The 19,376-nt window shown below is 42.7% G+C and carries 11 protein-coding genes and 2 pseudogenes; all 13 read right to left on the bottom strand.

From position 1 onward, the window contains the following. Positions 1-180: pseudogene (locus LZ23_RS07410) on the bottom strand (hypothetical protein); the annotation flags it as partial. Between the two features lie 551 nt (positions 181-731). Then, positions 732-2,006, bottom strand: a complete 1,275-nt coding sequence (locus LZ23_RS07405) for a class I SAM-dependent methyltransferase (RefSeq protein ID WP_084590935.1) — start codon at positions 2,004-2,006, stop codon at positions 732-734. A gap of 10 nt (positions 2,007-2,016) precedes the next feature. Continuing rightward, positions 2,017-3,162 (bottom strand): Gfo/Idh/MocA family oxidoreductase, encoded by a 1,146-nt coding sequence (locus tag LZ23_RS07400; protein ID WP_045212904.1) that lies wholly within the window; start codon positions 3,160-3,162, stop codon positions 2,017-2,019. A gap of 5 nt (positions 3,163-3,167) precedes the next feature. Then, a complete protein-coding gene (locus LZ23_RS07395) occupies positions 3,168-4,385 on the bottom strand; it encodes a class I SAM-dependent methyltransferase (protein WP_052507199.1) in 1,218 nt (405 codons plus the stop codon). 169 nt (positions 4,386-4,554) lie between these two features. Next, a pseudogene (locus tag LZ23_RS07390) lies at positions 4,555-4,743 on the bottom strand (transposase); the annotation flags it as partial. A gap of 212 nt (positions 4,744-4,955) precedes the next feature. Then, positions 4,956-6,050 (bottom strand): CDP-glucose 4,6-dehydratase, encoded by a 1,095-nt coding sequence (rfbG, locus tag LZ23_RS07385; RefSeq protein WP_045212902.1) that lies wholly within the window; start codon positions 6,048-6,050, stop codon positions 4,956-4,958. After that, positions 6,050-6,829 (bottom strand): glucose-1-phosphate cytidylyltransferase, encoded by a 780-nt coding sequence (rfbF, locus tag LZ23_RS07380; protein WP_045212900.1) that lies wholly within the window; start codon positions 6,827-6,829, stop codon positions 6,050-6,052. The genes rfbG and rfbF overlap by 1 nt, the downstream gene beginning before the upstream one ends. Before the next feature lie 110 nt (positions 6,830-6,939). Next, positions 6,940-12,141, bottom strand: coding sequence for an FkbM family methyltransferase (locus tag LZ23_RS23315; protein WP_084590934.1), 5,202 nt, complete (start codon positions 12,139-12,141; stop codon positions 6,940-6,942). Positions 12,142-12,469: 328 nt separating this feature from the next. Further along, positions 12,470-12,826 carry a four helix bundle protein gene (locus LZ23_RS07370; RefSeq protein WP_045212899.1) on the bottom strand — a complete coding sequence of 119 codons (357 nt, stop codon included), beginning with the start codon at positions 12,824-12,826 and terminating at the stop codon, positions 12,470-12,472. A 189-nt stretch (positions 12,827-13,015) separates the two neighbouring features. Beyond that, on the bottom strand, positions 13,016-13,774 hold the full coding sequence (locus LZ23_RS07365; protein WP_045212897.1) for a SapC family protein: 759 nt from the start codon (positions 13,772-13,774) through the stop codon (positions 13,016-13,018). A 3-nt stretch (positions 13,775-13,777) separates the two neighbouring features. Then, a complete protein-coding gene (locus LZ23_RS07360) occupies positions 13,778-14,512 on the bottom strand; it encodes a SapC family protein (protein ID WP_052507197.1) in 735 nt (244 codons plus the stop codon). Between the two features lie 18 nt (positions 14,513-14,530). Further along, positions 14,531-16,660, bottom strand: coding sequence for a tetratricopeptide repeat protein (locus tag LZ23_RS07355; protein ID WP_052507196.1), 2,130 nt, complete (start codon positions 16,658-16,660; stop codon positions 14,531-14,533). A 2-nt stretch (positions 16,661-16,662) separates the two neighbouring features. Beyond that, positions 16,663-19,341 (bottom strand): O-linked N-acetylglucosamine transferase family protein, encoded by a 2,679-nt coding sequence (locus LZ23_RS22420; RefSeq protein ID WP_052507193.1) that lies wholly within the window; start codon positions 19,339-19,341, stop codon positions 16,663-16,665. Between the last annotated feature and the right edge of the window lie 35 nt (positions 19,342-19,376).

Below are 19,376 nucleotides of genomic sequence, written 5' to 3'. Positions count from 1 at the left end.
GTTGCCTAAAAGTGCGAATCCCAGCACATCAACAAAGTAGAATTGACTGAGCTTTTTGATCAGGCCCAGCAGAAAGTCATTGTCTTTATCCTTGATGGGCAGGCCCTGAAGAGCTGTTCTGGAAACAATATGGTATACGCTGGGCTGATTATCCCTAATAAATCTGGCTATTCTTGGCATGGCTGACCTCCGTTAAGGCTTGTGGTTGCTGGGTTGAGAGGAATATAGCGGAATGGGTTAGAAAATGCAACTTAAAGAACCTGTCCCCACTTTCTTCCCTCCTGGCTGGGTGGCCTGCATCACAGCTACGCCTGGGTATAAGCCAGCATCTTGAAAGTCTTGTCGAGGCCTTCGGATCGGCGCATGGCAGCCGAGGGATTGTTGCGTCCAATGGTTGGGTTGGATAGTCTCGACGCTGTTTTTTGCTCCGTTCGTCACTATGGATCGGTAAAATTCTGTGCCGAAGCATGGAAAATGATTGTAGCCTGCCGATCCGGGGTGGCATGATTTTCAATTTTTTATGCGTTTTGTTAGCTGGGAAAGGTGCGTCGTATTATTGGACACTACAATAGAAAATGAACATGGTCTGCCGGTTCTCGGTGGCATTATTTTTAATTTTTTATGCGTTTTGTTAGCTGGGAAAGGTGCGTCGTATTATTGGATACTACAGTTACCCCGATTTACGGATTTTATTCGAATTTTTATTGCTACGGCACAGATACCCAGGTAAATCAAAATACAAGACCTGACCCCAGACCGCGATTTGATTTGTTAAGTAAGTCAATCACGGAAATCACCTTTCCACCACACTTGATAAAATTTGAAAGTGTATTTCTTATTTCTTCAATGTATGCGTAATTAAAAACAATAACTTCATCAACATAATCTCTTTTGACTCTATGTGGACATACAATTACTATGTCAGATACAGGCGTATAACAACCATGCAATGTGCTATTAGCATCAACTACAAATTCAAAATGTTTATTATTCAATTTAGCCATGGCAAGTGTTGTGACCCCACGTCCCCATCCACCATAAGCTGCAAGACGCACTCCGGAACGCCGTTTCTCCTCTACATATTTTTTGAGGTATGCAAATGAACTTAAGACTTCCGAGCGGAACTCAATAAACGTTGAAAGCTTGTCAAGTGCAGGATTGTCAAATGATGATAGATCTCTTGTCGATACAAGATGGCTATATTGGGGAGTTGCTGCAACGAGCATGGAACTGCCTCGGCAGACTTCCTTCGGCAAAAAATTGAAATCAATGATGCGAAAACCATGGCGTTTGAGGAAGCGACTTATGGAGCTGTAGTGCAAATAGGTGGTGTGCTCATGACCAAAAAGTGCAGTTTCGTGCTTTGAATAGATGTCATGAAGATCATGCACCTCGATCAGGAAGACCCCCTTCTGTGGATCAAGTATCTGCCTGACGTTTTTCATGAAATTAGAAGGATCAGGGAGATGATCGAATGTGTGAAGCAATACGAGCAAGTGTGCTTTTCTGAACTCCAAAGGTATTAAATCAATCGTGTCTTCTGTGAACAACGCGTTAATGACCTTGACGTTGATACTTGTGGCTAACTGACACAGGTTAGACGCCGCTTCAAAACCTAATACACTGGCACCTCTTTTCTGAAACAGAGACAGTAAATATCCATCAGCTGCACCGACCTCAATAACCTTAGTGCCTGGATTAAAGTGTATCCACTGTTGACATTTAGAAACCAATGATTGCATGTAACTGCGAATGTATGGAGAATTTGAAGCAACATATTGATAGCTATTGTAATACTGATGAAGATTGACATCGTGCTGGGTCTGCACGCTCAAACATTCAGTACAAAAAAAGAGCTCCATCGGATATGAGAACTCATTACCGCGCATTTCATGCATGACAATTTCATCAAAAAAAGGAATAGAGTCAAAGTGCATGAATTGTGTTAAGTTGTTGCTTCCACACAGGCGACAATGAGTACGTTTAATAATATTATATTTTAACATGTTTATGCAATTAATTTGAGGTTACACCTTCACGATGAAGATTTTTCATTGCTAATTTTCGCAGTGATGAATTTGTAGAAATATACGGTATTACACGTTCTGAAATTGAAAGTGCCTCCTTGATTGCATAAAGCATATTCAAATCCAAAAAATTAACATTAATTCCATTGATTAAATTTAAGCAAGAAACTTGTTGATCGACGTAACTATCAACAATTCCATCAATTAGTTCATTTCCAAGTAGTGAGACATGCGAACCAAGACGTATATCGTAGTTTCCCGACTCGAAGAAATCAATAAGACTGGCAAGCATTGTCGAGATAGGTTTACGTTTATTATGCCAATCTTTATCAACTGATATTGGTTTAGAATTATTGACCCTTACCATTCCTGGTTCAATAGTAAAATCAAAAATTAGTTGATAGTCTGATCCGATGAACTTTATAGACCGTGCTCGCTGCTCCGCATTACGGGCAATGCGCACAATAACATTTGTCCCATTGTAACAGTATTGTATCGATACATCGCTACCACCACCGTTTACAACAATATTGACTGGAATCGGCCTGAACACTCCTAATGTGGCGTAGAGAATTGTTGCAACATGAGGGAGTACATCGAAAATAACAGGCACGCTGGAATCATATGATTTGGATTTACCATAACGTATTTCATTTGCAGCATCTAGCCAAGTTATATATACGGATGAAAATTTTCGACCATCCAAGTAATTCATCCGCAACTTATCAAGGTAACTTGCGAAGAGGTAAGTATTCGTACAGAATAGTGACAGTCCAAGCGAATTAGCTAGTTTGATTAAATCAATGGTTTCCTCTTGTGAAAATGCAATCGGCTTCTCACTTATGATGTTATAGCCAGCAAATAGTGCTTCATTAATGGACTTGCGGTGCAGATAGGCTGAGTTGATGATTAACGCAACCCCGATTGTTGTTGAAGCGCATGGAACTGGCGTTGATACAACTTGAACGCGCTTTCCTAATTCAGAAATTTTCAGCCATTGCTTAAGCTCAACATCATCTGGATCACCCTGCATATGGATAATGGTCTTTTCCGGCACGGCAGCACATAGCTCGCCAGCGATCAACCTTGCCCATCTGCGGTTACCAACAATCAGCCATCTGTCAATTTTTGCCATGACTCTCAAATAATATGAACGATTCGACCTTTGAAACCATGCTCACAAAGGTAACCTTCAATTTCTTTGGGAATATGCCACGCCAAATTGAGAAGCACCTCTACTTGATCGATACGAGCGAATAATTCCTCATCCGAGCGTATAGGTATGCGTGTGCCAGGGAGATAATGTCCGATTTTCAGCGACCCTGGTTTTTCATACACAACCTCTATTTCAGATTCTGTCAGCCCAAGCATGGCTACCAATATCGCAGCCCTTCCAGGAAACGCCTTTGCTGACAATTTTCCATGAGTACCTACCAATTCAAGGATTTCTGCCTTCTTTTGAGACTTCCATGTATCAATAAATGAGCGCATTTGAGCAAACTGCTCAAGAAATGCAGATTCGTGTTGCATTTTGACTTTCATATTGAAATTTGCCTCAGATAATGCATCTTTAGCTTTTCCGATAACAACACGGATGTTCCCACCATATCTTTGTGGGAATTGAACATCTATAACTTTACGGCCAAGTGTTTCAGCGATGTGTATAAATGAATTTATACTATAAGTTCTAGGATGTTCGTGGTAAAAAGTGTCAAATTGTTTCTTTTCTAAAACAGAACCCATATAGTGATTCTCTACTACTAGAATTGAATTATCGCTCATGACAGTGTCAACTGCTCTTAGCAATTCTGGCAAATTTTCAATGTGAGCAAACACATTTGTGAATGTTACAACATCAATTTGTTGATTTTTTTTTATTATTTCTTTAGCAACAGAATAAGAAAAAAATTTGTTAAGAATTATATGTCCGCGACCTTCTGCATCTTTGAATGCATCTGTCGGCTCAACGCCGATCGTTTTTGCACCTTTGGAGGAAAAAAAGTCTAGCAAGCTGCCATCATTGCAACCAATATCGAGAACTGTTATGTCAGATAGTCCACCTAGGTAATATTCGATTGAGTTTACAAGTTCCTTCATTCCGTTTAAAACATCAGCTGTAAAGCGAGAACGATAATGGTAACTCTGAGGAAAAAGATTGATTTTTGGCACCTGATAACGCTGAATTGCAGTAGAACACTTCTTACAATACAAAATTTTGATAGGATAATAATGACATAATGATTGGCTACCCACAGGTATTAATTCGTCGCAAAGTGGATGCAATCCCAAATCAATCACAGGAAATAGTTTTTCATTTCCACAAACTTCACACTTGAAAACCTCAATCATTTGATTCATTTTATTTTTACCTTTAGTCATTTATATTTTGGATTGTTTTACAAAATAATGAAATATTCAAATAATTAAACTTCAATTTCACAGAGGGCAGCAACTCCCGGCAAAGCCGAGGCGTTGTAATAATTGAACCGCTCAAAGCGGTTGAAAACATGGAGTCGCCTAAAGGCAACTATTGATCAAACAGCTTCAACTGCTCAAGCCTTTTGTCTACTTTCTCTTGGTTCTGTATATACTCACGTATGGTTTGCTCGTCTCTTCCAATCGTTGAAACATAAAAACCAATTGCCCAGAAATTCTGGCCAGCGAAATTTTTCTTACGGCCAAAGAACGTTCTCGCAATGTGGATTGCGCTTTTCCCGTTAAATATCAGTTCATTACCAATGAGTATCAAATCGTAGCATAAGGGATGTAGGCCCAAATCCAGTACAGTGGTCAATTTACGTTGGCCACAAACTTCACATATTTAAATTTGAGTGGGTTTCGTTCAAAAATAACCTTTAGTTTAGGTTGATGTTTTAGAAGCAGGAATGTTGATCTGATTCGTGTGCTCACGGCCATCAATTTGAAGAATCATTTGCATGCATTTTGCACAGTCATCAAGATTTCTTCATACTCATCCAAAGCCTTTGCAGTGCGCAGCTCATTGTTTTCATAAAAAAACTTGTACCATTCTATGGTCTTGATAAACGTCGTTTCACTGTCCCAGACCGTTTCCCAGCCCAGTTCAACCCGCGCTTTCGAACAGTCCAGTCGCAAAAGGTTGGCTTCATGGGGCTCGTCCGGGTTAGGCCGTAACACATAATCAAATGCATTCCAGTGCTTCTTAATGCGCCGCACCACTTCACCGACAGTAATGGTGTCAGCGTCACTAGGCCCGAAATTCCAGGCCTGGGCCAATTCCTTCCGGCCATCTAGCAACTTTTGGCCTAGGAGCAAATAGCCGCTCAGTGGCTCCAGGACGTGTTGCCAAGGGCGTGTGGCCTGTGGATTACGGATGATCACCGGCTTATTCGCGACTGTAGCGCGCATGATATCAGGAATCAGACGATCCTCGCCCCAATCCCCCCCGCCGATGACATTCCCGGCCCGGGCGCTGGCCAGCAAAACCTGATGAGATTTCTCATACTGGTCAGGATGAAAAAAAGAATTACGCCAGCTGGATGTGACCAGTTCGGCACAGCCCTTGGAAGCACTATACGGGTCATGTCCACCCATGGGGTCGTTTTCACGGTAACCCCAGATCCATTCCTGATTTTCATAGCACTTGTCCGAGGTGATATTGACTATGGCCCTGACTGACTCAATCTTGCGGCTGGCTTCAAACAGGTGGATGGTGCCCATGACGTTGGAGGCAAAGGTTTCCACTGGTTCACGGTAAGAACGCCTGACCAGGGGCTGGGCAGCTAGGTGAAAGACTATTTCCGGCTGACTTTTCTGAACTGCTCCAGCCAGTGCCTGGGGGTCGCGGATATCACCGATAATGGAGCGCATGGGCAGGTTAAGCAGTTTGAAATGGCTGGGATCTGTATCCGGCTCCAGAGCGAATCCAGTTACATCAGCGCCCAGTTGGATAAGCCAGAAGGCCAGCCAGGAGCCTTTGAAACCTGTGTGGCCGGTGATGAGGACTTTCCTGGACCTAAAAATGTCGTTAAAGAGTTGAGACATTACCAAACCTTCCACGGGGCCTGGTTCTTTTTCCACATGGCATCCAGTTTTTCCATATCCCGCAGGGTATCCATGCAGTACCAGAACCCCCTGTGAACATATACCATGAGTTGATCCTGAGCGGCAATGGTCTCAAGGACGCCATGCTCCAGGTCGCAAGCCTCATCCGGAGTCAGGTAGTCGAAAATTTCGCGGTTGAACACAAAAAAACCACCGCTGATCAAGCCGCCGTCCGCCACCTGGGGCTTTTCTTGAAATGATTTGACCTGAGCTCCTTCGATTTTGAGTTCTCCGAACCTAGCAATGGGATTGACTCCGGTTACAGTGGCTATCTTCCCGTGGGAGAGGTGGAATTCAATGAGTCTTTTTACATCCACATCCGCCACACCGTCTCCGTAAGTGAGCATGAAGGTATCGCCCTGGATATACTTTTCCACGCGTTTAAGGCGGCCTCCCTTGAGGGTCTGTTCTCCTGTATTGGACAGGGTGACGCGCCAGCCTGCCTCGTCATGGCAGTTGTGCATGGAAATGCAGTCAGGCTTGCCAAGTTCCAGGGTGATGTCGTTGTTCATGGCCTCGTAGTGCAGGAAATAATCCTTGATGTCATCACCCTTGTAGCCCAGGGTCAGGACAAATTCGTTGAAACCGTAATGGGCGTAAATCTTCATGATGTGCCATAAGATGGGCTTGTTGCCGATGTGGACCATGGGCTTTGGCTTGAATTCGGTCTCTTCCCGAAGCCTGGTTCCAAGACCACCGCAGAGTATTACTGTTTGCATAATGCACCTAATAAAAATTTGTTTTAATGTAGTATTATAATGCGTAAATATAATTTAATTTTAAAATACTGTGATACTGAGCAAATTCGCCACTAAAGTAATGCTGAATATTAATTTTGATTATGTTCAAGGTTTAAATTTTTAAAAAATTTTTTTACTGAATTCTTGACATCGCTTGGTTGGTTTTCGAAATAAATATTATTTTTTAGATGTTTAAAAATAAAGTCTATCAGTAAGCCATTGCAAATTGTATTTTCCTTCAATTGTAAAATATCATCATATGAGAACACACCTAAATTGATGAGCTTTTCAAGCATCAAAATCCAACTAAAGCTATGATGTTTTTGGTTTCTCAAAAACTCATTTTTTGAAAAATCTTCATCAACGGGTCTTGTTGCCAAGTCGCTTATTTTTTCCTGAGAAGAAATAGTTCTGTGACAAATAAAAGGTTTGCCAATTAATAATACTTTTGAGCTATGAAATGCTTCCATAAATGCACCTACATGAGGATAGTAAGTGTTAAAGTATTTACTAATATCGATATTGGCATACTTCTTTCTATCAAATATATTTGCGCTAATAAAACCAAGTACACTAATCAGCCCAAATGTCTTACAGAAACTGCGAAGTCCATCAAATGGATACACTTTATTGCAATCGAGATTCATCCAATTATTCGTAAGGCTCACGGATAAATTCTTGTTTTTTCGTGTTTTATTTAATACAAGAAATTCATATTCTGATGTACTTAATATATTAAGGATACAATTTATCGCATTTTTATCTTCTATATAGTCATCATCTCCAAAAATCCAAAGATACTTGCCTGTACATTTTTCAGCACATAATTTAATATTTTGTTCTATATTGAAAGTTTGTAAGTTGCGATGACTATATATAAACTTATAATTTCTTATAAATTCAGATACCTCATTGTAGCATTCTATTGGAGAGCAATTATCTGTAATAATGATTTCAATAAAATCTTCATATTTTCCTGATATTTGTTCTATAAACTTCGATAAGCAGTGTTTTAATTCATTTGGACGACAATATGTGGGTATAGCTATTGAAAGAAGTTTCTCGTTGTTTGCTCGGTTGATATTTGCTGCAGTTATTAAATTTTCATGAAAATGCTTGCCGTTAGAGTTGATATGTTCGTTTGCGGGTATTATATGGTGTTTAACCGCTTTAACTGTGTTTGATAATTCTCTCTCTCTCTCTCTCTCTCTCTCTCTCTCTGGGTTGGTTGACTGTATTATGTCATTGGCTATATTTGAATTAATGCCAATAAAATCAGTTTGAATCATCCCAAACTTCTTCTTTATTTGTGGCCATTCCTCGATAATATTTTTCCATTTGAATTTTCTTTCTGCAAAAACATACACTGTATCAACAGACGATATTTTTTTGGTGATAATTCTAAAATTATCGTTAAACGATAGGATATTTTCTGATTTTTCAGGAAATACATAAAGTGTGTCCATAATAGAAAACCCTTGGTTTGATAGTAACAAAAGAGGTCTTAAATCATTAATAATCTCCATCCATATCAAGCTAATGTTATTAATTGAATGTTTTGCACCTAATAATGCATCATACTCTCCACCCTGTAGGTCAAGCTTTAGTAGGTCTAAATTATTGATTTCATAGTTTTTGATGATGGAATCAATCGTGGTGCAGGCAATCTTGTTGACAAATAAGTCTCCTGATGATTGTTGAGTATTTCGTAAAATATTTTGAGCTTCTTGTTCAGAAATTAACCTGCCAATATTTGAGCAACCAGCAAACCCTTTCCTGCCCCATGTAGAATCTTCATTAATAGTTTTGGGATTGAAGAAATATCTATGATCTTCATTTATGGAGAGCGCATAAGGATATAGCTTAATTCTGCTATCTTGCGAAATGTTTTTATTTAACATGTCTAAATTGCCTGGGAATGGCTCTACAGCGAATATTTTGCAATCGTTATCAAAATGTTTGCAAATGTCTTGTAGGAATGTACCTTGTCCTGCACCACCATCGATAACGCTTTGAAGTTTTTTGCCTTGAGTGTGTATATATCTTGAAAGTAAATTTTCAATTGTAAGGATATCGCTGTTCACTATATTAATTATATTGTGATGCGATCTTTTGTGAGAGTTATCTATATCGTTTTTATCGGGCATTGAATAGAATTGATTTTTTAGATTCAAAATAAATTCGTTTTCATGATTGCTATCAGTAAAAGCTATTATATTCCCCCAGCTTTTATCAAGGTCTTGCCTGCTATCATATCTTGACAGTCTATTCCAATCATGACGTATGCCATAACGGATAATTGGGTGCCACTCACTTACCAAAAGCTTGTATCCTTTTTCTAAAAGAAAATCTGCTAAGTCATTGACAGTGTATGGCGGTGAAACATTGAGAGTTTTCAGGTTTTCAAACTCGCATTCAATAATAGTAGGCTTATACTTGTCCCAAGGTAAGCCTTGAAGGACAAATAAGTCATGGCCTTCTGTGTCAATCTTGAGAAAATCAATATGCGGGAAATCAAATTTTTCAAGCGCGTTTTGAAGGGTTACGATATCAACGTTTTGATTATCAATATGAGATTGGTGAAATTTGGACAATGTGCTTATGCCTGTACTCTCTTCTGACACGTAAAACGGGACATTCTTTTGTTTCTGGTTGCCTACCGCTCTCCTGTCAATGTGAACTCTAGTTTTGTTAGGATGTTTGTCTATGTTAGATTTTAATCTTTTATAATTGTTGCTATCTGGTTCAAATGCAAGAATAGTCCAATTATTATTTAAAAAATGGATTAATGAGGTACCGAAATGTGCGCCAACATCGATCATTACGCCATTATTTATCTTTGGCAGTAATGTTTCTGCTATTGCTTTTGTTTCATCAATGCTTACTGAATCAGTGCGAGACATTGGACCTAATATAAAATTATCGTGATTTACATTTAAATCAAAATGAACCCTATAATCTACCTTTCCAAATACCTGACAATGCCCATCAAGCGTTGCATCAATAATTCTCCTGCCAACGGACTCATAGTGGTATTTTGCTGCTCTATAAGCCACTTCTGAGTTTTCAAGATCTGGGAGTTGCCATTTGTATCCTTTACCAAAATACGTAGGGTCAAAATGATTGGGGTCATCGCCTTGAGATTCAATAAGTTTGTGTGGCTGACCCTTGGTAGCAAAGTAATGGTCTACGCCAATGAGGATCACTTCCTGAAAACCCATGAAATATGCCAACTGCAAAGCCCCATGTGTAACCGTAGAACCAAAATTGGTTCCATGTCGTGGATCTGTGTGAAAGATTGACATGGTTTTTCTGCAATTAAGATAAATAACATCATCGTCAGGTTTTAATGTAGGAATTGCTTCAAAATGAAAAAACTTTGGGCATTTTACCTTTTCCAGCATTTCACGACCAGATTGCTGTAGCATGGCCGGATTAACACAAATGTGGTAGGTAGGATGAAAGTCAAATTTGTCAAAACCAAGGTATATCCGGTTCATCCCGAAAGTATATTCATTCTTTAAAAACGAAAGATCCATTTTGTTGAGGCTTGGACCATTCCCAATTATTACGCATCGCTCTCCTCTGTGGATATTTTCATACTTTGCAAGCTTTTGTCTTCCAATTTCAACACCTTTTTTGCGTAGGGTTAAAATCTGGATTTTTTGGAAAACATTGTTTAGTTCCGTATTTCTATCATGTTCTTTTTTGACATATCTTGCAGCTTTATTAATAAGTTGTACTTGATAATTATCAGGGAGCCATATGGACCAGTAATAGTTCGTAAGCATTGATAAGGCTTTTATGTCATCTGGATTTTTTCCCAAATATTTCTCAAGTTCTATACAGTAAGTTGCTCTATCATTTTTAGCCTGGGCTACTTGGATTTTATCCCAGAAATGTTGTTTTTCAGCTTCAGAGGAGGTTTTTCTATTTCTGGATATTTCGTCTTTTTTTACATTATTTTCTGCTTGATTAGGTATACCTCCCCCAATCTCCGCCCACACCCCGGCATTCAAATGCTCATCAGTCAGCAGCCTGCTTTCGGGTCGAATCTGTATATTCTTACCCATACGCATTGCGCATAGGGCCAGGCGGCGTTCGGATTCAATGAGGCGTTCCGGATTCTGGTGGATGGTTCTCAGCAGCTGCAGGTCCTTGTCCCCGGTAAAATATCCTGAAAAGGCCCTGAGTTTAACACAGGCCTCCATGCACCTGGCTTTTACCCATTCCACTGAAGACTCTTTAACCGGAATCTGATCCTGCTCGGGCATTGGGGGCAGGAAGGGCAGGTTGAAATTAAGCTCTTGGCCCTGCTGGGTAGCCTGGCTTAACTGCTCCAGCATCTGGACCGCTCTTCTTCTTTCTCCGACCATGTATAAGGCTCTGCTTAAAGAAACCACAATAGAGGGTTGGGGGCTGCCCTGGCTGAAAATTTTAACCAAGCCTGCAACTGCCTGCTCATATCTGCCGGAGCAGAGTTGATCCAGAGCCTGAAGGTAGTTAAAGCCTGCATTTTGCCATGTGGGCATAAACTCCCGGGTCCAGGGCAGGGAACCAAGATAGTTCTGCCAGTTGACGTTTATCTGTGTAGACGCGGACAGCTGTTCTGCAGTCTCAGGCCTGGCAGCTATGAGGTTCAGCAGATACTGGTCTTTTTTGGCTTCTGAGTAAGGAACTATATGATCAGGTCCGGGCAGATAGCGATATATTTCATAGCCCAGGTCATTGAGCACAGTCATACTCTGTTCGGCACTGGCAGCGGAAAATATAATCAGGGCCGAACTCTGGGTAAGAAAATCCCTGCCGCCTTGCAGCACTTGTGGTTCGTGGCCATTTACATCCAGTTTGATAATGTCAATTTGAGGCTTACCGGCTTCATTCCACCAATTATCCAGAGTGATTCTCTCAAAGTCACTGCCCTGGGTGGTCTTGCACAGCTCCGGGGGGCTTTGGGATAAAGAGGCTTTTCCTGGCTTATCTGACAGGGCCTTGGAGATTACTTCCAGATTGTCAGGCTTGTTGCTGTTTAGGTACTCGGTTACTTCAGGGCCTGGCTCAAAGGCGTAGACCTTGGCTGCTGCCTGGGCCATGGTTTTGGCGTAGACACCGTAGCAGGCCCCGATGTCAAGGCAGTTCATTCCGGACATTGTTATACGCCGGATCAGCTGCATCTCATCTTCGAACCAGTCTTCTTGTTCCAAGAGGACGCAGGTGGTCATGTTTTCCAGAGTTGCAGGGGCAGTTATGGTGACGTTGCCTTTGATTTTTATTTGCCAGGTGTTATTCATATTTAGTAACCAATTGTAATAGCTAAAAGTTTGAAGCTAAAAGCTAAAAGTTTGAAGCTAAAAGCTGAAAGCAAGAAGCTGAAGAAGCTGAAAGCTCGAAGCTGAAAGCCCCAAGCTTAAAGCTGAAAGCATATTAGCTCAAAGTTTAAAGCTGAAAGCAAGAAGTAAGAAGTAAGAAGCTGAAAGCCCCAAGCTTAAAGCTGAAAGCAAGAAAAAAGATAAAAGCCTATAACCTTTCAACTTGACCCTTTAAGCTTCTATTTTCTTTTTCTTCCTTTGAGCTTGGTCCTTTGAGCTTATAGCTTCTTTTTCTTCCTTTCAGCTTCTTCTAATTTAATGAATTTATCAGTCCTTTGAGCATTGAAGCAATTTCGTAAGCTTCAGATCTTAGTTTTTTGTAAGTATCTGTATTTATCCAGCCTTTATGGTGGAATATTTCCAGAAATGTCATGGTTTCATATAATGAGCCCCTGGAAATGTAGCAGAATTGGATGAATTCCTTCTGGGATCTTCGCCCCTTTCCCTCTGCAATATTGGCAGATACAGAGGTTGCGCTGGACTCAATCTGTTCAATCAGCCGAAAATGTTTCCTGTCGCACTGCAGATCATCAATTACATCAATTACGGTTACAGCAAACTGAACCGCTCGTTCCCAGACCTGCAGATCCTCATATCCAAACCGCATCTCTCTTTACCCTCTCTTCTTCTTGCTTCCAGCTTGGACCTTTAAGCTTCTATTTTCTTTTTCTTCCTTTCAGCTTGGTCCTTTGAGCTTCTAGCTTCTTTTTCTTCCTTTCAGCTTGGACCTTTAAGCTTTAAGATTTTCTTACTTCCAGCTTTCACCTTGGGGCTTATCGCTATTGCTTTCAGCTTTTCAAATATTGTCAAAGCTCAGAACATCATTGCTGTCGAATTCAAATTCCTGCTCCTGTTCTAAGCCTTCCTGGGTGTACTTTAGCAGTTTGGGAATCTGATACATGGATGCTATCTGGGCATAAGCTATATCCAGAGCCAGGGCATCTCTGAGAATTCCAAGCTTTTCCGGATCAATCTGGGACAGCAGCTGATGATTTACCTGAAAAAAGCCCTTGATAACCTGCTGGTTTTTCCCAGGGTTAATGGTAAAGGGCTCAAGCAGACCATGTTCTTTCAATAGTACACAGGCCTGAATACAAAGCTTTCTGTTATGGTGCAGCTGCTCCAGAACCTGCATGACAGCTTTCACCCTGCCTGAAAGATGACCGTTGTTATCAAAAAAGGGCATTGCGCCAGAAGTATCCGGTTCAACCACATGATCTTCATCAACGCAGAGTACAGGTTGTTTGCTGCCCTTAGCCACAAGCCTGGCAAACGGATAACACTTGAGTAAAGCTGGTGCAAAGCTGTCTCTGGCTTTTCCTTCTTCTGTCAGGTAACAATTTTTACCCCGTGCAAAGGAGGTCAAAGCTACAAGACAATTATTCACTACAGCCAGAGGAAGCGAACCGGCAGCTGCAAATGCTTCAGCTGAAAACACAGGCACTGCCTGCAAATTAGAGGCAAAGGACAAGGTCGATGGTTGAAGCCAGGCTTTGTCCTTATGCGCTTGCAGAGAAACGGCTACCGGTTTTTTGTACAGAGCAGGAATGTTCATGACTTATTGAAACTTTACCTCATGCAGAAAGCTGAAATCATCTTCAGACTGCTGACCTTCCCTGGCGAACTCAAAAAGCTTGTCTATGTGCTGCTCGGAAAGAAGCTGACAATAGGCAATAAGTATTGCTCCGTTTTGACGCAGCTTCAGATAGTCCTGATCTGGCAAGGCATTCATCTTTTCTTCATCAATTTTAAATATACCCTTGACCTCCATATCTTCAGACCGGGCAGACCAGGGTACAATCAGATCCAGCTCTTCCAGGGTTTTGCAAGCAGTCTCAGTAGCTCTTCTGCTAACCTCAATGGTTTTAAGAAAGTCCATGATTTTCTGCAGTTCCGGAGCGGGCTGTGCCTGGTCATCAAAAAATGGTTCGCCGTCAGGCCCATCAGTGATCAGTCCGCTGTCTTCAAATATACACAGGATCAGTTTATCCTTTTCTTCGCCCGAAACCAGGCGAAACGGATACCCCCGAAGCGCAGAAGGGACGTAAGAACCCCGCCACTGTCCAAGATCATTAACAAAAAGGCTTTTACCAGGCTCAACACCAAGTACCGCAGCCGGTACAAATTTATCATTTTGTTTCATCAGAGCTATAGGCATGGCATGTACAGCTTTAAAAAGCTCAGAACCTACCAGGGGCAGGACAGGAGTATTTTGAGCATAAAAATATGTTTCGTAACGCTTCCAGCTTTTGCCAGCCATTGTTTCCGGATTGACCGGGATAAGTTTTTGCATGGTATTTATCCTTTATTGTTAGCTTTCCCACATATGCATGTAGGCTTGTTCAAGACCCAGGACGAATTTTTTTTCATCCTGCTTCATAAGACCACGAAGGCTGGTGTGCAGTTCAGAAAGTCTGACTTGATCAGCTGCCAGCCTCCGGGCCTTCTCAATATATAACTGTTCAGAACCGGCAGTAAGTTCTCCCAGATTCAAGGAGTTCAAAATACTTGTTCCAACTCTTGATACATGCCTGTCTCCAGTCATGGTTATCACAGGCACACCCATATACAGGGCCTCACAGGTTGTGGTCGTGCCATGGTAGGGATAGGTATCCAGAGCTATATCCACCCGATTGTACCAGCTAAGATGTTCCTTGGTATCACCGCCACTGGGTACGAAATTCACCCTGTCCAAATCAATCCCAGCCTTAGAAAAACGCTTTTGCCATATATTGAGAGCATACGGGTCGTTTAAGTATCTGCCTTTGAGTATAAATTTTGAACCAGGCACAGCATTTAAGACCTGAGCCCAGAGAGCTATGGTATCTTTGGATATTTTGACCAGATCATTAAAAGAACCAAAGGTTACAAATCCGTTGTTGTGTAAAGGCAAAGAGCCTGCCTCAGGAACATCATTTCCCGGGCGATAACACAAAAAGCAGCCCGGAAGACGGTACAGCTGTTCTGTATTGTATCTTTCGGTCATTCCGGGAGGATCTGTGACTGCATCCACAATTCTCCAGTCCATGGATTGAAGGCCGGTGGTATTGGGGTAGCCCAGATATGTTACCTGCACAGGAGCTGCTCTTTTTGCAAAAAGAGGCAGCCTGTTGCCGTAAGTATGCCCGGAAAGATCTATTAGAATGTCAATTTTATCCTGTAATACCTGCTGCATTGTCTGGTCATGGCTGAGTCTGTGGATGTTTCTCCAGGTGAGATTCATGGACTGGATTTCTCTGGTAATCTGATCCTCTTTATCTGAGTTGTAATAACAAAAGATCTCAAACTTTTCCGGATCATGATTATCCAGTACCGGTCTGATAAACCAGGCTACCGAATGGAGATTAAAGTCCGCTGAAACATAGCCTATACGAAGTTTTTGGCCTGCCTTGCTCAAATACTTGCGTGGTGCGTAAGCTGAAGTCAGGCTTTGTCCGTATTCTCTGTGTCTGGCAAAAACATCCTGAGTAGACATATCTGGATGGCAGTTCAGGAAAAAAAGCAAAATATCAAAAGCTTTTATATTACCCGGGTTGATGGCCAGGGTCTTTTCAAAGTCATTTAGAGCCTGATCCAGAAATCCCAGCTGGACCAGTAAAGCGCCTCGGTTAAAATACCCGTCAGCCAGTTCAGGGTTTAGTTCAAGGGCCTGGTTATAATCTTTAAGTGCAGCTTCTGGCTGCTGCATATCCTTGAACAGGTTGCCCCGGTTGCAGTACCCTTGAGCCAGCCCGGGGTTTGATTTAAGTGCCTTGTTAAAGACGCTTAAGGCCTGCTCATGTTTGCCCAGCTTGCGCAGCAGATTACCGAGGTTGCTCAGGGCATCAGCATAATCAGGAGCTATGTTCAGGGCTTTGTGGTAAGACTCAAGCGCTTCCTGGTCCTGGCCCATGTCTCTAAGTATGTTGCCCTGATTATTATAGGCCTGGGCAAAATCTGGCCTGAGTTTTAATGCCTGTTGATAGCACCTGAGTGCTTCGGATTTATTTTCCTGTTTCTGGTGCACATTGCCCAGATTGAGCCAGGCTTCTGCGTAGTCTGGTTTTAAACCCAGAGCTTTTTTATACCAGCCAATGCTTTCTTCCAGCTGTCCGGAATCACTTAAGGCCATACCCAGATTATTCATGGCCTGGGTGTAATCCGGCTTTAGACTTAAAGCTTGCTCCAGACTGGATATGGCCCTGGTGGTATTACCAAGCATGTGCAAGGCCCTGCCCAGAGCGTTATGCAGCTCCTCATCCCTGGGAGTGATCTTTAATGCCTGTTGCAGGCAGGGTATTGCCTGCGCTCCCCTGTTCATCTGGACCGAAATTGTGCCCAGTGCCTTCCATCCAAAAACATGGCCCGGGAAAGAGCGGGTATAGTCAAGGGCAAGATTGCCTGCTTCAGCAAATTTGCCCTGCTGATAATAGCTGATAATTTTTTCTACATCCTGAGACATCCCTAAAACTCTATGGGCTGCTCAATAATCCGGCTCGCTTTCCGGTAATTGTCCAGAAAAACCTGGTTATGGGGCTGGATCTCAATAGATCTGCGAAGCAGCTTCAGACCTTCATCACCATCTCCATTTTTTATCATGGCCAGCCCTTTGTAATGCAAGGCAACAGGATGAGATGGTGAGGTGTTAAGGACCTGTTCATAGCAGGCTATAGCCTGGTCGTAATTCTTCTGTTTGTGGAAGACGGCTCCCTGGTTAATCAGCTCAGAAAGTCTCTGGACCGAGTTCTGGCCGGCTTTTTCTTTCATCTTTTCCAGATTGTCAGCATACCACTCTTTGTTCGGGTCCAGCTCTACAGATTTCTCCAGCAGGGGCAGTGATTTGTCATATTGGCCTGCCAGGCCGTAAATTATACCCAGTCCCTGCATGGCTCTTGGGTTCTGAGGGTCAAGTTCCAGAGCATCGGTGTAAAGAGGCAGGGCTTTACTTAACTTTTCCTGATTCAGCCAGTATTCGCCCTGTTCCAGAAGAACGTGCAGAGACGGTTTAGTACCACTTGTGGTTTCCCGAACCTGTCCGTTGGACTGCACCCTTATGTGATCCGGAGCCAGTCCCTGTTCAAAACGCTCATACATAGCTTCAAATGCAGCTTCCAGATTAGCAGCAAAGCGCCTTGAGTCAAAAAGAGGCGAGCTCTGGCGGGCCTGAATCAGTTTTTGGCGCAGATTTTTTCGTCTCTCCTGGTTGTTGGCCAGATCAAGGGCTATGGATATGAATTTATCAATGTCGTCAGCTACCAGTTCGGGAAGACCGGATACATGCAGAATACCTTTGGCGACTCTTGATGCGAATGAGTTGCCGGGCAGGGTGACCAGGGGCACTCCGGCATATAATGAATCTACACAAATTGTGTGTGAGTTATATGGTCTGGTATCTAATGAAATATCAGCACACTGCAGTCTGGCCAGATGTTCTGAGTGCTGGGGTTTTCTGGCTGCAAATATGAGCCTTTCCGGGGCTATGCCTCTATTTTGGGCTTCCTGACAGAGGCGTTTCTTGATGGAGCTTTCCCCATCACGAAGCCAGAGTAAACTGCCGGGAACCTGGTTCATTATTGTGCACCAGGCCTCAAACATCTCCCGGGTGATTTTATAGTGCTGGTTAAAGCAGGCAAAGACCAGAGCGTCTTCCGGCAGATTTTCCAGAAACCTGGGAGGTGGAGGCATTGGGGTGCGCTGGGCGTCATTTGGAATATAGGTATCAGGGAGCTGAACCACTTTTTCAGCATAATATGGAAATGCTTCTTCTGGAATAATATGCGGATCTGCAATGATATAATCGGATATGCCCCCGGTTGTTCCGGGAAAGCCAAGCCATCCGGCCTGGACAGGGGCCAGTCTGTGCCGCAGTATCCAGCAGCGGGAAAAAGAGGTGTCGCCCTGAAGATCTATAAGGACATCGATTTTGTCTTCTCTGATTTTAGCTGCAAGCTCTTCGTCTTTCATGGCTCTGGCAGGAACCACTTGATCAAAAGCAGAAAGTATACGGTCTCTCCAGAAGCCTTCTGCTCCGCTGGGTGTTATGTCATAGGCTAATACTTCAAAGCGGTCTCGGTCATGGAGCTCTATGGTTTCCACAAGTAACTGGGTGACAGGGTGATTTTTAAAGTCAGCAGTAAGGTAGCCAATTCTAAGCTTTCGTCCAGCCCTGGGAGGGCGTTCAAAAACGCTGGAAGGGACATCTTCTTTGGAGGGCTCAAATCTGGAAATATACGCCTTAGCAAGCATCAGATGTTCTTTATCGCTAAGTCCCGGGAATGAAAGTGCCCTGAAGAGGCTGGAGGGTTTATAGCGCCCTTGTTCTACAGCATCTATGTACTTAGGAACGAGTTCTTCCACTTTTTCCCATTGGCAGCTTTGCTGGTAGATATCAAGCCGGGTAAAGAGCTTGCTTTCTGCCAGGTGAGGAAAGTCTTGGACCAGCTCTTCCAGAAGCTTCGAGGCTGCGTCCCATTGCTTGAGGTTGGTGGCTGATGAAGCCATGCGCTGGACGTCATTGGGTTTGGACTTATCCAGTGTGTCATAGGCTTTCTGGAAGTAAGCAGTTGCTAAGGGCAGTTTGGCTTGCACAAGAAGTTCTGTAGCCAGGATATTCAGTGCAAAGTCGTCTGATTCCGGTTCAGGGAGGCGTTCCAGGATGTCTTTTGCATTTTTTTCGTCATACATGACAAAAGCCAGAGCCGCCTGATTCAGGATCAGCTTGGGATCATCAGGAGTCATTTCCTCCCACAGGTCCAGACATAAACGCATTGTCTCGTAATGCTTGAAAATTTTTGCTGCTCTAAGGGCAGACTGTATGGGCTCCACTAAACCCTGGTTTTCATGCCAGTATTTTTTAACACCTTCCTGATCACCGATCATGGCTGAGGCTATGATCAGGTTGCGCTTTACTTCTCTGACTTTTTTGTATCCGGACTTGAGTGCTTTTTGCAGGTAATCCAGGGCGTCATCACCCTTGCCCCGTTCCAGAGACAAGCAGCCCAGGGCATTAAGAATTACAGGGTGTTTTGGTTTTTTAGCGGCCAGTTTTTCCAGATCAGCTTCAGCTGACTGGTCACCTGTGCGGATACGGCCAAGAAGTTGGTCAACTCGGGTGGTAAGTTTATCTTTTGTCTTGAAAGGCATGAAATTTAATTGAAAAAAACCCGGCCCTTGCGGAC

Origin of the sequence: Desulfonatronovibrio magnus, from assembly GCF_000934755.1 — a bacterium.
In the GTDB taxonomy this organism is placed as follows: Bacteria; Desulfobacterota; Desulfovibrionia; order Desulfovibrionales; family Desulfonatronovibrionaceae; genus Desulfonatronovibrio; species Desulfonatronovibrio magnus.
The sequence above is the reverse complement of the archived record's forward strand: the minus strand, read 5'-3'. Positions and strand labels throughout refer to the sequence as shown.

Excerpts from the sequence above, each read along its gene's own strand:
- LZ23_RS07405 (WP_084590935.1), bottom strand. The coding sequence starts at position 2,006 with ATGTTAAAATATAATATTATTAAACGTACTCATTGTCGCCTGTGTGGA.
- LZ23_RS07400 (WP_045212904.1), bottom strand. The coding sequence starts at position 3,162 with ATGGCAAAAATTGACAGATGGCTGATTGTTGGTAACCGCAGATGGGCA.
- LZ23_RS07395 (WP_052507199.1), bottom strand. The coding sequence starts at position 4,385 with ATGAATCAAATGATTGAGGTTTTCAAGTGTGAAGTTTGTGGAAATGAA.
- rfbG (WP_045212902.1), bottom strand. The coding sequence starts at position 6,050 with ATGTCTCAACTCTTTAACGACATTTTTAGGTCCAGGAAAGTCCTCATC.
- rfbF (WP_045212900.1), bottom strand. The coding sequence starts at position 6,829 with ATGCAAACAGTAATACTCTGCGGTGGTCTTGGAACCAGGCTTCGGGAA.
- LZ23_RS23315 (WP_084590934.1), bottom strand. The coding sequence starts at position 12,141 with ATGAATAACACCTGGCAAATAAAAATCAAAGGCAACGTCACCATAACT.
- LZ23_RS07370 (WP_045212899.1), bottom strand. The coding sequence starts at position 12,826 with ATGCGGTTTGGATATGAGGATCTGCAGGTCTGGGAACGAGCGGTTCAG.
- LZ23_RS07365 (WP_045212897.1), bottom strand. The coding sequence starts at position 13,774 with ATGAACATTCCTGCTCTGTACAAAAAACCGGTAGCCGTTTCTCTGCAA.
- LZ23_RS07360 (WP_052507197.1), bottom strand. The coding sequence starts at position 14,512 with ATGCAAAAACTTATCCCGGTCAATCCGGAAACAATGGCTGGCAAAAGC.
- LZ23_RS07355 (WP_052507196.1), bottom strand. The coding sequence starts at position 16,660 with ATGTCTCAGGATGTAGAAAAAATTATCAGCTATTATCAGCAGGGCAAA.
- LZ23_RS22420 (WP_052507193.1), bottom strand. The coding sequence starts at position 19,341 with ATGCCTTTCAAGACAAAAGATAAACTTACCACCCGAGTTGACCAACTT.